The organism is Nonomuraea sp. NPDC050680 (genome assembly GCF_040654555.1).
Lineage (GTDB): Bacteria > Actinomycetota > Actinomycetes > Streptosporangiales > Streptosporangiaceae > Nonomuraea.
Window position 1 is genome coordinate 311,535 of record NZ_JBFAIF010000011.1, and the last position, 13,646, is coordinate 325,180.

Sequence of the window (13,646 nt, forward strand, 5' to 3'; positions counted from 1 at the left end):
CCATGCCGTACGAAGTGCAGGGAGTCATCGCCCGAGGTAAGGGCCAGGAAGTGTCGGTCGAGACGGTGCTCGTGCCCGACCCCGGACCAGGGGAGGCGGTGGTGACCGTCAAGGCCTGTGGGGTCTGCCATACGGACCTGCACTATCGGGAGGGCGGCATCAACGACGACTTCCCGTTCCTGCTCGGGCACGAGGCCGCAGGCGTGGTCGAGGCGGTGGGCGAGGGCGTCACCGGGGTCGAGCCCGGCGACTTCGTGATCCTCAACTGGCGGGCCGTGTGCGGCCAGTGCCGGGCCTGCCTGCGCGGGCGCCCGTGGTACTGCTTCAACACCCACAACGCCGCCCAGAAGATGACGCTGGCCGACGGCACCGAGCTCTCGCCCGCGCTGGGCATCGGCGCGTTCCTGGGCAAGACGCTGGTCGCCGCGGGGCAGTGCACCAAGGTCTCCGCCGACGCGCCCGCCGAGGTGGCCGGGCTGCTCGGCTGCGGTGTCATGGCCGGGCTGGGGGCCGCGCTCAACACGGGCAACGTCTCCAGGGGCGACACGGTCGCCGTCATCGGCTGCGGTGGCGTGGGCGACGCCGCGATCCTGGGCGCCTCGCTCGCCGGCGCCGCGAAGGTCATCGCGGTCGACGTGGACGACAACAAGCTCGAGTGGGCCCGCGGCTTCGGCGCCACCGACACGGTCAACTCGCGGGCGAACGACCCGGTCGAGGCGATCCGCGACCTCACCGGCGGCTTCGGCGCCGACGTGGTCATCGAGGCCGTCGGCCGTCCGGAGACGTACAAGCAGGCGTTCTACGCCCGCGACCTGGCCGGCACCGTCGTGCTCGTCGGCGTGCCGACGCCCGAGATGGCGCTGGAGCTGCCGCTGCTCGACGTGTTCGGGCGCGGCGGCTCGCTCAAGTCCTCGTGGTACGGCGACTGCCTGCCCTCGCGCGACTTCCCCATGCTGATCGACCTGTTCCTGCAGGGGCGGCTGCCGCTCGACAAGTTCGTGTCGGAGACCATCGCGCTGGACGAGGTCGAGGAGGCCTTCGCCAAGATGCACCGCGGCGAGGTACTGCGCTCGGTGGTGGTCCTCTAGATGATCGACAGAGTCATCACCTCGGGGACGTTCTCGCTCGACGGCGGCACGTGGGACGTCGACAACAACGTCTGGCTGGTCGGCGACGCCCGCGAGGTGGTCGTCATCGACGCGGCGCACGACGCGCGGGCCATCGCCGACCGCGTCGGCGAGCGGACGGTCAAGGCCGTCATCTGCACGCACGCGCACAACGACCACATCAACGCCGCTCAGGAGCTCGCCGAGCTGACCGGGGCGCCGATCCGGCTGCACCCCGCCGACCAGGTCCTCTGGGACCAGGTGTACGGCCAGGAGGTGCCGTACGAACCCCTGGCCGACGGCGAGAAGATCGGGGTCGGCGGGATCGCGCTGGAGGTGCTCCACACCCCTGGCCACGCGCCCGGCGCGGTCTGCCTGTACGCCCCCGACCTGGGCGTCCTGTTCAGCGGCGACACGCTGTTCAAGGGCGGCCCCGGCGCGACCGGCCGGTCGTTCTCGTCGTTCGACACCATCGTCGACTCGATCGCCCGGCGGCTGCTGGGGCTGCCGGGCGAGACGGTCGTGCACACCGGCCACGGCGACTCGACGTCGATCGGGGCCGAGGCGCCGCACCTGGAGGAGTGGATCGCCCGGGGTCACTGATCTGTGTCCTACCTAACATAGGCAAGCCTTACCGAAGTGAGTTACCTTAGGTGTGCCTAACCTTTGGTGTCCCTTCGTCGCGAGAGGCTTTTCTCCGCATGTACGTCTGTGTCTGTCGTGCCGTGACCGAGAACGAGGTCCACGACTGCATTGCCGCGGGTGCGAGGAGCGCCAAGCAGATCCGCGACACCACGGGCGCAGGGGGCGACTGCGCGACTTGTGTCAGGAAGATATGTGCGATCCTGAAGCGGTCTGAGGAACTCGCAACCGCATAGCACGAGGAGCCCGTTCATGCAGGGCGACATCCAGATCATAGAGCTGCTCAACGAGCAGCTCACCGCTGAGCTGACCGCGATCAACCAGTATTTCCTGCACGCCAAGATGCAGCAGAACTGGGGCTACACCAAGCTCGCGGAGCACACCCGAGCCGAATCATTCGATGAGATGCGCCACGCCGAGCGCCTCACCGATCGCATCCTTTTCCTTGAGGGGCTGCCCAACTACCAGCGCCTCGGCACCCTGCACATCGGACAGACGGTCGAGGAGCAGTTGCGGGCCGACCTGGAGGTGGAGCTGTCGGTCGTGACCCGGCTGCGGCCGGGCATCCAGCTCATGCGGGAGAAGGGCGACGCGACCTCCGCGCGGATCTTCGAGGACATCCTCGCGGACGAGGAGCTCCACATCGACTACCTGGAGACCGAGCTGTCCTTGATCGGGGCACTGGGCGAGCAGCTCTACCTGGCCCGCTACGCCGAACCGCCCTCCTCGGATGAGTGAGTCTCCACCGAGCCGTCCCACGCGCGCCCGCCGGTACTCCCGGCGGGCGCGCGCGTTTTCGCGACACGCCGGGCGGCACAGAAGGTTTTGCGATTCTGCAAGATCGGGAATCGCCTTTGTCTCCGGCAAGTGCGGTAATTTAAGCGGGACTAACCGACATTTATCTGTGTTTGCCCAGGTCAATGGATAGGTCAACGACGAGTCAAACCGCGCGCTGTGACCGGGAAACGATCGCCTAAGGTCCTACGATCGCTTTATGACCTGCGTACTTCTCGCCGAGGATGACACCTCGATTTCCGAGCCGCTCGCGCGTGCGCTGCGCCGCGAGGGCTATCAGGTTGAGGTGAGCCCCGACGGCCCGCAGGCCCTGGAAAGGGCCCTGTCGGGTGGCATCGACCTCATCGTTCTTGACCTCGGCCTGCCAGAGATGGATGGGCTGGAGGTCGCGCGCCGGATCCGCGCCGAAGGGCACGGCACTCCGGTCCTGATACTCACCGCCCGCGTCGACGAGGTCGACACCGTCGTCGGCCTCGACGCCGGCGCCGACGACTACGTCACCAAGCCGTTCCGGCTCGCCGAGCTGCTCGCCAGGGTGCGTGCGCTGCTGCGCCGGGGCACCTCGGAGACGCCGGTGGTGCAGGGCGTCCGCATCGACGCCGACTCCCGCCGAGCCTGGATGGGAGAGAAGGAGCTGCATCTTACGACCAAGGAATTCGACCTGCTGCGCGTGCTCGTCCGCGACGCGGGCAAGGTCGTCACCCGCGAGCAGATCATGCGGGAGGTGTGGGACACGAACTGGTGGGGCTCCACCAAGACCCTGGACATGCACATCTCCTGGCTGCGCCGCAAGCTGGGCGACGACGCGGCCAAGCCTCGCTACATCACCACCGTCCGAGGAGTCGGCTTCCGCTTCGAACGCGAGTAGGAGATGCGCCGCCGCCTGCTCACATCCACCCTGCTCGTCGCGGTCATCGCGGTCCTGCTGCTGGGGGTCCCCCTGGGCATCGTGGTCAGCCGTCTGATCGTCGACGAGGCGGCCCAGGAGCTCAGGGCGGAGGCGACGCGCCTGGTGGGGGAGGTCGAGTACGCCCGAATCCAGGACACACCTCTCGATCCTCAGCAACTCAAACAGAAGTACCCCGACCGCTATATCCAGATCTACGAGCGCGCCACCCAGCCCAAGGCGACCATCGTCGGCGCCCCACCGCCGCCCGGCCACGAGATGACCGCGGACGCCCAGTCCGAGAACGGGATCTATGTCCGGGTGAGCCGCGACCGGGACCAGGTGGAGCAGGATGTTCGAGCACGCCTGCTCCTGATCGTGGCCCTGGCCGTCGCGGCTCTGGCGGTGGCGGTCGGCCTGGCCATCGTGCAGTCACGCCGCTTGACGCTGCCCTTGCAGGACCTGGCGAAGATCGCCGACCGGCTCGGGTCCGGGGACGCCCGGCCCAGCAAACATCGCTACGGCATACCCGAGCTCGACCGGGTGGCTCAGGTGCTGGACCGCAGCGCCACCCGCATCTCCGACCTGCTCACCAGAGAACGCGAGTTCGCCACCGACGCCTCCCACCAGCTCCGCACCCCGCTGACCGGCCTCACCATGCGCCTGGAGGAGATCGTGGCCGCCTGCGAGGAGCCGGAGGTGGTCCGTGAGGAGGGGGAGGCGGCCATCGTGCAGGCCGAGCGGCTCACCGCCGTGATCGACGAGCTGCTGGCCGCCGCCCGCCGCCAGCGGCACGCCCAGGCCAAGCCCGTCGGCATCGACGAGGTCCTGGTCCAGCAGGTCACCGAGTGGGAGCCGGTCTTCCGCGGCGAGGGCCGCTCGCTGCTGCTCGAAGGCTCGCGCGGGCTCAGGGCGCTGGCCACCACCGGCGGGTTCGGCCAGGTCATCGCCTCACTGCTGGAGAACTCCCTGCGGCACGGCGGCGGCACCGTCACCGTCACCACGACCAGTGGCGACAACTACGTGGTGACCGAGGTGTCCGACGAGGGCCCCGGCATCGCCGACGACATCGCCCCCAAGGTCTTCGAACGCAACGTCAGCGGGGCTGGGGGCACCGGCCTGGGGCTGACCCTGGCCCGCGCGCTGGCCGCCGCCGACGGCGGTCGTCTGGAGCTGGTACGGCGCCGTCCGGCGACGTTCGCCATCTTCCTGCGCCACGCCGAGGAGAACGACCGGACCCGCGTGGTCAGCGGTCCTGCTTGACCCCGGGCAGCTCCGCGGGGATGGGCTCGGTGGCCTCCAGGAACACCCACTTCTTGTACGACCAGTAGCGGAACAGCGTGCCGAGAGCGACGCCCACGATGTTCGCGATGTTGAAGGCGAGCAGGCTCTCCAGGCGGAGGGTGTACTGGGTGAAACCGATCGCCAGCAGCCCGAAGAGCAGGGCGATGCCGTTGAGCAGGAAGAACAGGAAGTATTCGCGGCGCAGGCCGCTCTGCTCGCGGTGTCGGAAGGTCCAGAAGCGGTTGCCCAGGTAGGCGACCGTCGCTGAGATGATCGTGGCCAGGACCTTGGAGGTCATGGGGCCCATGCCGAAGGCCCCTCGGAAGAGGTTGAGCGTGCCGGTGTCGACCACGAAGGCGATGATGCCGATGGTCCCGAACTTCGTCAGCTCATGCAGGAGAGACGAGAACCGCTGGTAGAGCCCCTTGGCGAAGTTCACGTCTGCAACTCGGCCCTTCCCGGTCGTGGCGCAAATCAGGTCATGACCACTTCAGCGTACCGGCCGTCAGGCTGGTGGTGGGCCATGGCGGATGACATCCCACCCCTATCAACACGCTTACAAATATCGCCTTATGCCCGACAATTACGAATCGGGAGCGTTACGCTGCGGTGGCAGATCGCCGGTACGTACCGGCGATGGGCTCAGACGGACCGCCGTCGCAGACGGCCACGACCCTCGGGGTTCACCTGTGCCGCTTCGACTGCTCGTCCTGCTCGTCGGCCTGACCGTCATGGCCGCCGGTTGCGGCACCGCAGGCGTCGCCACGGTGGCGCCTCCCGAGGGTCCGACCTCCGCTCCGGCGGCCGCCCACGGCGTCGACACGGCGACGGCCGAACAGGCGTTCCAGCTGCTCGGCCAGCTCGACCAGGCATGGAAGCGGCGGGACTGCGCCGCCGTCGCCGACCTGACCACGTGGGTGGAGAGGACGCTGGGCGGTCGTGCCTGTGAGGGCACCCGGAACGGCCGCCCGGCTCTCTACAGCGACCCCGTCTTCTTCCTGCCCGGCGACGGCGACTGGTTCGCGGCCCTGGCGAGCAAGCCGTCGCCGGCGTACTTCGTGTTCCTGCGCGAGGGCGGACGCTGGCGGCTCGGCGCGGGCCCCATCCCCGCGCGCGGGGCGCCGCCGGAGACGCCGACCACCATCACCCCCGACGCGGGGCTGATCAGCCAGGCCCGGGTGGTGGCGCAGCGCCACCTCACCTACCTCACCGACCCGGCCGGGGTGGCGGGCGTGCGCTTCCCACCAGGGGATCCGGTACGAGCCCTGCGGGACGAGCTGGCCGGGCTGCCCGGGCGGGTCCGGCCGGACCGGCTCGACATCGACGTCGAGCTGCCCGAACAGCCCACGATGGCCATCCCCCTGTCGGCCGACACCATGCTCGTCTTCGACGCGCTGCGCGTCGTCTACCGGCAGCGCCCGAAGGCGGGCGCGTCAGTCTTGGCCCACCCGCTGAAGAAGGACGCCGAGATCATCGTGCTGGCCGGCGTCATCAAGGCGGCGCGGGGCCTGACCACGGTCGGCGTGCGGCGCGGCCCCGCCTGAGCAGGTTGGGTAAGCTCAGCTGGCGTGAGTGCAAACAGTCCTATCGGGCCGGTCGTCGGCATGGTCGGCGCCGGCCAGCTGGCCAGGATGACGCAGCAGTCCGCCATCGCGCTGGGCGTCGAGTTGCGGGTGCTGGCCAACACCTCTGACGAGAGCGCCGCCAGGGTCATCGTCGACACGCGGCTCGGCGACTACCGTGAGCTGGCCGACCTGCGCGAATTCGCCACGGGCTGTCACGCGATCACGTTCGACCACGAGCATGTGCCGACCGAGCACATCAGGGCGCTGGCCGCCGACGGCTACGCGGTTCGGCCAGGGGCCGACGCGCTGGTGCACGCCCAGGACAAGGCCGTGATGCGCGAGCGGCTGACCTCGTTCGGCGCGCCCTGCCCGGCCTGGACCCGCGTGTCGGGCGGCGCCGCCGATGGTGTCTCGGCCTCCGCTGCCGAGGGCGTCTCGGCGTCCGGCGCTGAGGGCGTCAAGGAGGTGTCGGCCTTCGCCGCCGAGCACGGCTGGCCGGTCGTGCTGAAGGCGATCAGGGGCGGCTACGACGGCCGCGGGGTCTGGGTCTGCCGGACCCCTGCCGAGGTCGAGGAGGCCCTGAGCGGTGGCGTGCCGCTGATGGCCGAGGCGTTCGTGCCGTTCGAGCGGGAGCTGGCCGTACTCGTGGCCCGCTCGCCCCACGGACAGGGCGTCAGCTACCCGGTCGTGGAGACCGTGCAGCAGGACGGGATCTGCGTCGAGGTGCTCGCGCCCGCCCCCGGCCTCGACCCGGAGGAGGCCGCCGAGGCCCAGCGGATCGCCCTGCAGATCGCGCACGAGCTGGGCGTGACCGGGCTGCTGGCCGTGGAGATGTTCCAGACGGCCGACGGGCTGCTGGTCAACGAGCTGGCCATGCGGCCGCACAACAGCGGCCACTGGACGATCGACGGCTCCCGCACGTCGCAGTTCGAGCAGCACCTGCGGGCCGTGCTCGACCTGCCGCTCGGCTCGCCGTCGATGAGCGCGCCCGTCGTCGTCATGGCCAATCTGCTCGGCGGCGACGACCCTGACCTGTTCAAGCGGTACGAGCACGTGATGGCCCACGATCCCGGCATCAAACTGCACTTCTACGGCAAAGAGGTCCGGCCCGGCCGCAAGATCGGCCATGTGACCGCTGTGGGTGACGACCTCGAGACCGTACGCGCCCGTGCCAGGCACGCCGCCGTCTACCTGACCACTGGGGAGTACACGTGAGATCTCTGTGGGCATGGGGGGCATCGCGATGATCGGCATTGTGATGGGCAGTGACTCCGACTGGCCGGTGATGAAGGCCGCGGCTGAGGCGGTGGCGGAGTTCGGCGTACCGTTCGAGGCCGACGTGGTCTCCGCGCACCGGATGCCGACGGAGATGATCGAATACGGCCGTCAGGCCGCGGCGCGCGGCGTCCAGGTCATCATTGCCGGGGCGGGGGGCGCGGCCCACTTGCCGGGGATGCTGGCCTCGGTGACGCCGCTGCCCGTGATCGGGGTGCCGGTGCCCCTGAAGTACCTGGACGGGATGGATTCGCTGCTGTCGATCGTCCAGATGCCGGCCGGGGTGCCGGTGGCCACTGTGGCCGTGGGCGGGGCGCGTAACGCGGGTCTGCTGGCCGTACGCATCTTGGCGGTGTCGGACCCTGAGCTGCGGGGACGCATGGAGAAGTTCCAGGGCGAGCTGAAGGAACAGGCCCACGCCAAGGGCGAACGCCTCCGCGCGGAAGTGGCTCGGCTGAGCGGTTAGTGCCCGCCGGCCGGCCGTTGGGCAGCTGCCCTTCGGCCGGCCGGGCGGGTATCAGTGCTTTAGCGGGGGTATTGGTGCTACAGGGGTATTGGTGCTTTAGGGGCGGCCGAGGGCGCGGTAGTGCCAGCCCGCTGAGCGCCAGGTTTCGGTGTTCAGAGCGTTGCGGCCGTCGACGATGCGGCGGGCCGCGACCACCTGGCCGAGCTCCTCCGGGTCCAGGTCGACGAATTCCGGCCACTCCGTGAGCAGCAGCACCACATGTGCCCCTCGGACGGCCTCCAGAGCCGATCCGCCGTAGTGCAGCTCGGGATGTGCCTTTCGGGCGTTGTCCAGCGCGATCGGGTCGTACACGGTCACCTGGCCGCCCTGCTGGCCAATCGTGACGGCCACGTCGAGGGCGGGGGAGTCGCGGATGTCGTCGGAGTTCGGCTTGAAGGCGGCGCCGAGCACGCCGACCGTACAACCGTGGAAGGAACCGCCCGCCAGCTCGCGCGCCAGGTCCACCATGCGGGCGCGGCGGCGCATGTTGATCGCGTCGACCTCGCGCAGGAACGTCAGCGCCTGGTCCGCCCCCAGTTCGCCCGCCCGCGCCATGAACGCGCGGATGTCCTTGGGCAGGCAGCCGCCGCCGAACCCGAGCCCGGCGTTGAGGAACCGGCCGCCGATGCGGTCGTCGTACGACAGCGCCTCCGACAGCTGCGTGACGTCGGCGTGGGCGGCCTCGCAGACCTCGGCCATCGCGTTGATGAAGGAGATCTTGGTGGCGAGGAACGCGTTGGCGGCCGTCTTGACCAGCTCGGACGTCGCGAAGTCGGTGACCACCATCGGGATCTCCCCGAGCGGTTGGTAGACGTCGCGCAGCACCTTCTCCGCCCGCTCGGAACGCACGCCGATCACGATGCGGTCGGGCTTGAGCGTGTCCTCGACGGCATAGCCCTCACGCAGGAACTCGGGGTTCCAGGCGAGCTCGACCTCGGCCCCGGCGGGGGCGAGCCGGGCCAGCTTGTCGGCGAGCCGCTCGGCGGTGCCCACCGGCACCGTCGACTTGCCCACCACCAGGCACTCGCGGTCGAGGTGGGGGGCCAGCGACTCGATGGCGTTGTCCATGTAGGAGACGTCGGCGGCGTACTCGCCGCGCTTCTGCGGCGTGCCCACACAGACGAAGTGCACGTCGCCGAAGGCCGCCGCCTCCTCGTAGGACGTGGTGAAGCGCAGGCGACCGGAGTCGAGTCCACGACGGAGAACGGGTTCGAGCCCCGGTTCGTGGATCGGGAGCTCACCGCTGTTGAGCCGGCGAACCTTGTCGGCGTCTATATCAAGGCCCAGGACGTCGAATCCGAGATCCGCCATGCAGGACGCATGCGTGATGCCCAGGTATCCGGTCCCGATCACCGTGAGGCGATATGGCACGAGAGAGCTCCTTTCGAGTGCCAGGCATGTTACCGGCCCGCGCTACCTCGTTCTGTGCCACCTGGGCGTTTCCGCAAACTGTACCGCCTAGTAACAAGATGGTCGGACGTCCTAGTATTTCGCCATGGACTTCCCTTTGTACGCGCCCGCCGAAGAGCACGACATGCTCCGGGAGACGATTCGAGCCCTCGCCGACGAGAAGATCGCCCCGCGCGCCGCGGAGACGGACGAGACCGAGGAGTTCCCCTGGGACGTCTACAAGGCGCTCGTGGCGGCTGACCTGCACGCCGTTCACGTCCCGGAAGAATACGGGGGCGCCGGGGCGGACGCGCTGGCCACGGTGATCGTGATCGAGGAGGTGGCCCGCGCCTGCGCGTCGTCCTCGCTCATCCCGGCGGTGAACAAACTCGGCACGGTCCCCCTGCTGCTGTCGGCCTCGGCCGACCTCAAGACCCGTTACCTGGCGCCGGTGGCCCGTGGGGACGCGATGTTCTCGTACGCGCTCTCTGAGGGGGAGGCGGGCTCGGACGCCGCGGCCATGCGCACCCGGGCGGTGCTGGACGGCGACCACTACGTGCTCAACGGCACAAAAATGTGGATCACCAATGCGGGCGTCTCGGAGTACTACACGCTGATGGCGGTCACGGACCAATCGGCCGGCCCTCGCGGCATTTCCGCTTTTATCGTGGAAAAATCCGACGAAGGCGTCTCTTTCGGGCCAAAGGAGAAGAAGCTGGGGATCAAGGGCTCGCCCACCCGCCAGGTGATCCTGGAGAACGTCCGCATCCCCGCCTCCCGCATGATCGGCGACCCGGGCACCGGCTTCAAGACCGCCCTGGCGACCCTCGACCACACCCGCATCACCATCGCCGCCCAGGCCCTGGGCATCGCTCAGGGGGCGCTGGACTACGCCATCGGGTACATCAAGGAGCGCAAGCAGTTCGGCCGGCCGATCGCGGACTTCCAGGGGCTGCAGTTCATGGTCGCGGACATGGCGATGAAGCTGGAGGCGGCCCGGCAGCTGACGTACCACGCGGCGGCCAAGTCCGAACTGGCCATGCATGGCCAGCCACAGAAGGACCTCACGTTCTTGTCGAGCGCCGCGAAGTGCGCGGCCTCGGACGCGGCAATGGAGATCACCACGGACGCGGTGCAACTGCTGGGCGGGTACGGGTACACACGCGACTACCCGGTGGAGCGAATGATGCGCGATGCCAAGATCACCCAAATTTATGAGGGCACCAACCAGATCCAGCGCATGGTGATGGCCCGGCAGCTTCTCAAATAGCCCACAAGCATCGTCTTCGCGGGGGCTCAGGCCGTGACATTGGGGGGTGCGACCCCCCAAGCCCCCGGCTTCACAGGCGTGGTCCTCGTTGGGGCGCTTCGCGCCTGGGGCTCGGGCTGTGGCATTGGGGGGCGCAGCCCCCCAAACCCCCAGCCAAAACCCGCTTCGCCGATTCGTTAGACGATTACGCCCCCACCCGCTCAGCCAATTCCCGCAGCTCGGGTGAAGCCTGATCTTGCATCGACAACAGGTCGGAGGTGAGCTGGCGGACGATCCGATGGTTACGGACCTGTTCAGGCGTGATGCTTTCAGCTTCGAGGAGTTGCGTCACTGCCTCATCAACCTGACGACGCTGCGCATGCGCCCGCGCCAGATCTATGGCCAGCCGCGCCCGTCGCTCCGCCGACAGTGACGAGGTTTCCACCGCGGCTCCGACGCGCAGGGCGTGACCGGCGTCGCCCACTTCCACCGCCACGGCCACCTCATGCAGTGCCACGTTGGCCGGGCCGAACTCGGTGTTGTAGTCGTTGCGCCCCTCGCCGACCCGCGCCGCCATCTCACGGGCTCGTGACAGGTGTTCATAGGCCATGTCGGCCTGATTGAGCCGCGCGGCCGCCACCGCCCGCTGCAAGGTCAGCCCGCCCCACAGCGACATTGCCTCCATGCTGCCTTGATCGGTCAGGAACCACAGCGCCTCAGCAGCCGTACGGGCCGTCTCCTCCACCTGATCGAAGTGACGTGCCCCCAGGAACACGAACCCCAGCCGGAACGCCCCCGCCGCCATCAGCAACGGGTTGCCTGCCCTCTCGGCCGCGCTGATGGCCCGATCCGCCGCGATCCACGCCGCATCCGGCTCGCCCAGCTTGGCCAGCGATGCCGCGCATGCCTGATAGGTCACCGCCAGCAGTTCGAACAACTCGGCCTGGCGTTCGGCGGGCGCGGATCGCACCGCGCTCTCCAAAGTGGGCACCAGGCCGCGCAGCAACTCGGTCAGCTCGACATACCGGCTCTGATGCGTCAGCTCCCACGCGTGATCTACCTGCGGCTTGAGTTGATCGATGGCCGGCACCGGCGTGGCGTGCAACGTAGCCTGCAAGGAGTGAGAGCCGGACAACACCAGTCGCAGCCCGGCCGTTCCCGGCATCTCCTCATTGGTGGCGGCGACCACGGGCGCTTCGGCGGCCAGTTCCGACAGCGGCACATCCAGCGTCTCGGCGACTTTCTCCAGCACGGACATGCGATCGACCTTGCGCACGCCCCGCTCCACCTGCGAGATCCACGCCACCGACCGATCGACCAGCCGGGCCAACTCGGCCTGCGACAGGCCACGCCGTTTGCGCTCTTGAGCGATACGCCGTCCAAGCGCCCGCTGATACTCCATGCTCACGACGTCGTGCCCTTCCCGCTCAGCAGGTCTAGCCAGTCAACTTCAACCGAGGCCAGCAGCTCGTCGCGAGCTGCCAGGAAGCGCCTGGTGTGCTCGGTCTGCTCGTGGGCGTCGAAGGCGTCGCGGTCCTGGTACAGCTCGTAGAAGATCCGCTGCAGCGGCTGACCGTCCACCCGGTGCGAGGCGTACACGATCGTTCCCGGCTCGTGCCGGCGGATCGCCTCGATTGTCTCACCGACGAGGGTGTCGAACGTCGTAGCGCTCGCCTCGTCCTTACAGGTGAAACGGACCATTAGTCCGAACATGTGCACCCTCCTGGGTCGCCGCCGACGTCTGGGGTCCGGCTTCTTTAGTCGACCAGTACTTATTGTGCGGCGCAAGTACACCAAGTCGCTTGTACTTGAAGTATAGCACCAGTACTTTAAGTATCAATGGCGATTGGAAGTGCTTTGACCTGCACGAACGCGAGGAAACCGCGATGTCCCCAGCGCTCAACAACCCCGCAGAAATCTACCGATGGTGTCGCAACTTCCCCGGCACAAGGAGCCAGATCCGCGAGGCGCGCCAGTTCGTCAGCAGCTACCTGGGAGACCGCCCCGAAACAGACACAGTGCAACTGATCGTCTCCGAGCTCGCCACCAACGCCATCCGCCACACCCGCAGTGGGCTACCTGGCGGTCGATTCGGCGTAACCCTGCACGCAGGCAGCACCCTCCTGATCCTCGCCGTCCTCGACGAAGGCGGCCCCGCCACCCCGCACCTACACCAGGCCGAAGACGAGGACCAGAACGGGCGCGGCCTGCACCTGGTGGAGACCCTGACCACCCGCTGGGGCGTACACGGCGACGACGCTGGCCGCACCGTCTGGGCGCTCATCCCACTCACCCCCGCGAACCCAGCCACATGAGCGACTGCCTATCCCCGCACCTCCCCGAGCCGCAACCGAACTGCACACACCTGGTTTGGCTCAAGGCACGAAACGAGCCACGGCGTAGGGCACTCCTCTGGACCCGCCACTGCGATGACGTCGTCTACGAACTGTGCGCCACGGGCGGCCAAACGTTCCTCCGGCGCACCGACCCAGTCTCTGGGAAGGCCTTCGAGACGCACCGCATGAGTACACGAGGGGGACAGGCCACATGGCAGGCTCTACTTTCTGGGCTGGTCCGGTGAGGCTTCCCGCTCTGATCGCCATGGGGCTTGTCGCGGAACTGCCTTAGGTTGGCTCGCATGAATGACCGGAGGCGCACCTATCGGTACGTGGGGCCGGCCGATTTGAAGGCCACCATCCACAGCATCGTCGTGGTCACCGAGGGCGAGTCCTTCCGCATGCGCCAAGCCCGCAAACGCGGCCCGGGATCCCTCACCAAGAAGTAGTCAACGTCACTTGGCTGGGGACCTCAATCCGGCCACCAGCGGCGACACGCAATCGGCCGTTGACACACACAGTGAGGTCGGTCCGGGGCGCCCTGCCGGTGTTGCCACTGGTGGGTCTCCCCGAACCGCCTCCCGAACCCGGCGTGCGCTGCTAAGCGCACCGGG

General features: G+C 68.4%; 16 protein-coding genes. 12 read left to right on the forward strand and 4 right to left on the reverse strand.

The genetic code is table 11. The features are described from left to right. Window positions 1-2: 2 nt before the first annotated feature. The 6 genes from AB0H88_RS32370 to AB0H88_RS32395 all read left to right on the forward strand — a co-directional run bounded on the left by AB0H88_RS32370 (window position 3) and on the right by AB0H88_RS32395 (window position 4,692). The gene (locus tag AB0H88_RS32370) at window positions 3-1,088 is read left to right on the forward strand and encodes an S-(hydroxymethyl)mycothiol dehydrogenase (protein WP_357651136.1); all 1,086 of its coding nucleotides are present in this window, start codon (window positions 3-5) and stop codon (window positions 1,086-1,088) included. Next, the gene (locus tag AB0H88_RS32375) at window positions 1,089-1,709 is read left to right on the forward strand and encodes an MBL fold metallo-hydrolase (RefSeq protein WP_357651138.1); all 621 of its coding nucleotides are present in this window, start codon (window positions 1,089-1,091) and stop codon (window positions 1,707-1,709) included. Window positions 1,710-1,807: 98 nt separating this feature from the next. Continuing rightward, entirely contained in the window at window positions 1,808-1,984 is a 177-nt protein-coding gene (locus AB0H88_RS32380; RefSeq protein ID WP_357651140.1) for a (2Fe-2S)-binding protein, read from the forward strand. Window positions 1,985-2,000: 16 nt separating this feature from the next. Next, window positions 2,001-2,486, forward strand: coding sequence for a bacterioferritin (gene bfr / locus AB0H88_RS32385; RefSeq protein ID WP_357651141.1), 486 nt, complete (start codon window positions 2,001-2,003; stop codon window positions 2,484-2,486). Window positions 2,487-2,742: 256 nt separating this feature from the next. Continuing rightward, window positions 2,743-3,411, forward strand: a complete 669-nt coding sequence (locus tag AB0H88_RS32390; protein WP_043620820.1) for a response regulator transcription factor — start codon at window positions 2,743-2,745, stop codon at window positions 3,409-3,411. Between the two features lie 3 nt (window positions 3,412-3,414). Then, window positions 3,415-4,692 carry an ATP-binding protein gene (locus tag AB0H88_RS32395; protein WP_357651143.1) on the forward strand — a complete coding sequence of 426 codons (1,278 nt, stop codon included), beginning with the start codon at window positions 3,415-3,417 and terminating at the stop codon, window positions 4,690-4,692. Here the strand turns inward: AB0H88_RS32395 and AB0H88_RS32400 are convergent. Next, on the reverse strand, window positions 4,676-5,152 hold the full coding sequence (locus AB0H88_RS32400) for a GtrA family protein (RefSeq protein ID WP_357651145.1): 477 nt from the start codon (window positions 5,150-5,152) through the stop codon (window positions 4,676-4,678). The genes AB0H88_RS32395 and AB0H88_RS32400 overlap by 17 nt on opposite strands. 250 nt (window positions 5,153-5,402) lie before the next feature. On the opposite strand from AB0H88_RS32400, the gene AB0H88_RS32405 reads away from it, so the two are divergent. From AB0H88_RS32405 to purE, 3 genes are read left to right on the forward strand one after another with little or no spacing between them, the layout of a single operon-like run. Beyond that, on the forward strand, window positions 5,403-6,257 hold the full coding sequence (locus tag AB0H88_RS32405) for a hypothetical protein (RefSeq protein WP_357651147.1): 855 nt from the start codon (window positions 5,403-5,405) through the stop codon (window positions 6,255-6,257). Window positions 6,258-6,281: 24 nt separating this feature from the next. Continuing rightward, window positions 6,282-7,493 (forward strand): 5-(carboxyamino)imidazole ribonucleotide synthase, encoded by a 1,212-nt coding sequence (locus tag AB0H88_RS32410; RefSeq protein WP_357651149.1) that lies wholly within the window; start codon window positions 6,282-6,284, stop codon window positions 7,491-7,493. Between the two features lie 28 nt (window positions 7,494-7,521). Beyond that, on the forward strand, window positions 7,522-8,019 hold the full coding sequence (gene purE / locus AB0H88_RS32415; RefSeq protein WP_357651151.1) for a 5-(carboxyamino)imidazole ribonucleotide mutase: 498 nt from the start codon (window positions 7,522-7,524) through the stop codon (window positions 8,017-8,019). 96 nt (window positions 8,020-8,115) lie between these two features. On the opposite strand, the gene AB0H88_RS32420 is transcribed toward purE, so the two are convergent. Continuing rightward, window positions 8,116-9,429 carry a UDP-glucose/GDP-mannose dehydrogenase family protein gene (locus AB0H88_RS32420; protein WP_357651153.1) on the reverse strand — a complete coding sequence of 438 codons (1,314 nt, stop codon included), beginning with the start codon at window positions 9,427-9,429 and terminating at the stop codon, window positions 8,116-8,118. A gap of 124 nt (window positions 9,430-9,553) precedes the next feature. Between AB0H88_RS32420 and AB0H88_RS32425 the strand changes: the two genes are divergently transcribed. Further along, a complete protein-coding gene (locus AB0H88_RS32425; protein WP_357651154.1) occupies window positions 9,554-10,717 on the forward strand; it encodes an acyl-CoA dehydrogenase family protein in 1,164 nt (387 codons plus the stop codon). A 184-nt stretch (window positions 10,718-10,901) separates the two neighbouring features. Here the strand turns inward: AB0H88_RS32425 and AB0H88_RS32430 are convergent, their stop codons facing one another. Further along, window positions 10,902-12,098: a helix-turn-helix transcriptional regulator gene (locus tag AB0H88_RS32430; RefSeq protein ID WP_357651175.1), complete on the reverse strand. Its 1,197-nt coding sequence runs from the start codon at window positions 12,096-12,098 to the stop codon at window positions 10,902-10,904. 2 nt (window positions 12,099-12,100) lie between these two features. After that, window positions 12,101-12,409 (reverse strand): antibiotic biosynthesis monooxygenase, encoded by a 309-nt coding sequence (locus AB0H88_RS32435; RefSeq protein WP_357651156.1) that lies wholly within the window; start codon window positions 12,407-12,409, stop codon window positions 12,101-12,103. A 173-nt stretch (window positions 12,410-12,582) separates the two neighbouring features. On the opposite strand from AB0H88_RS32435, the gene AB0H88_RS32440 reads away from it, so the two are divergent. Next, complete coding sequence (locus AB0H88_RS32440) at window positions 12,583-13,011, forward strand: ATP-binding protein (RefSeq protein ID WP_357651158.1); 429 nt, start codon at window positions 12,583-12,585, stop codon at window positions 13,009-13,011. Between the two features lie 323 nt (window positions 13,012-13,334). Beyond that, window positions 13,335-13,481 carry a hypothetical protein gene (locus AB0H88_RS32445; protein WP_357651160.1) on the forward strand — a complete coding sequence of 49 codons (147 nt, stop codon included), beginning with the start codon at window positions 13,335-13,337 and terminating at the stop codon, window positions 13,479-13,481. Window positions 13,482-13,646 lie beyond the last annotated feature (165 nt).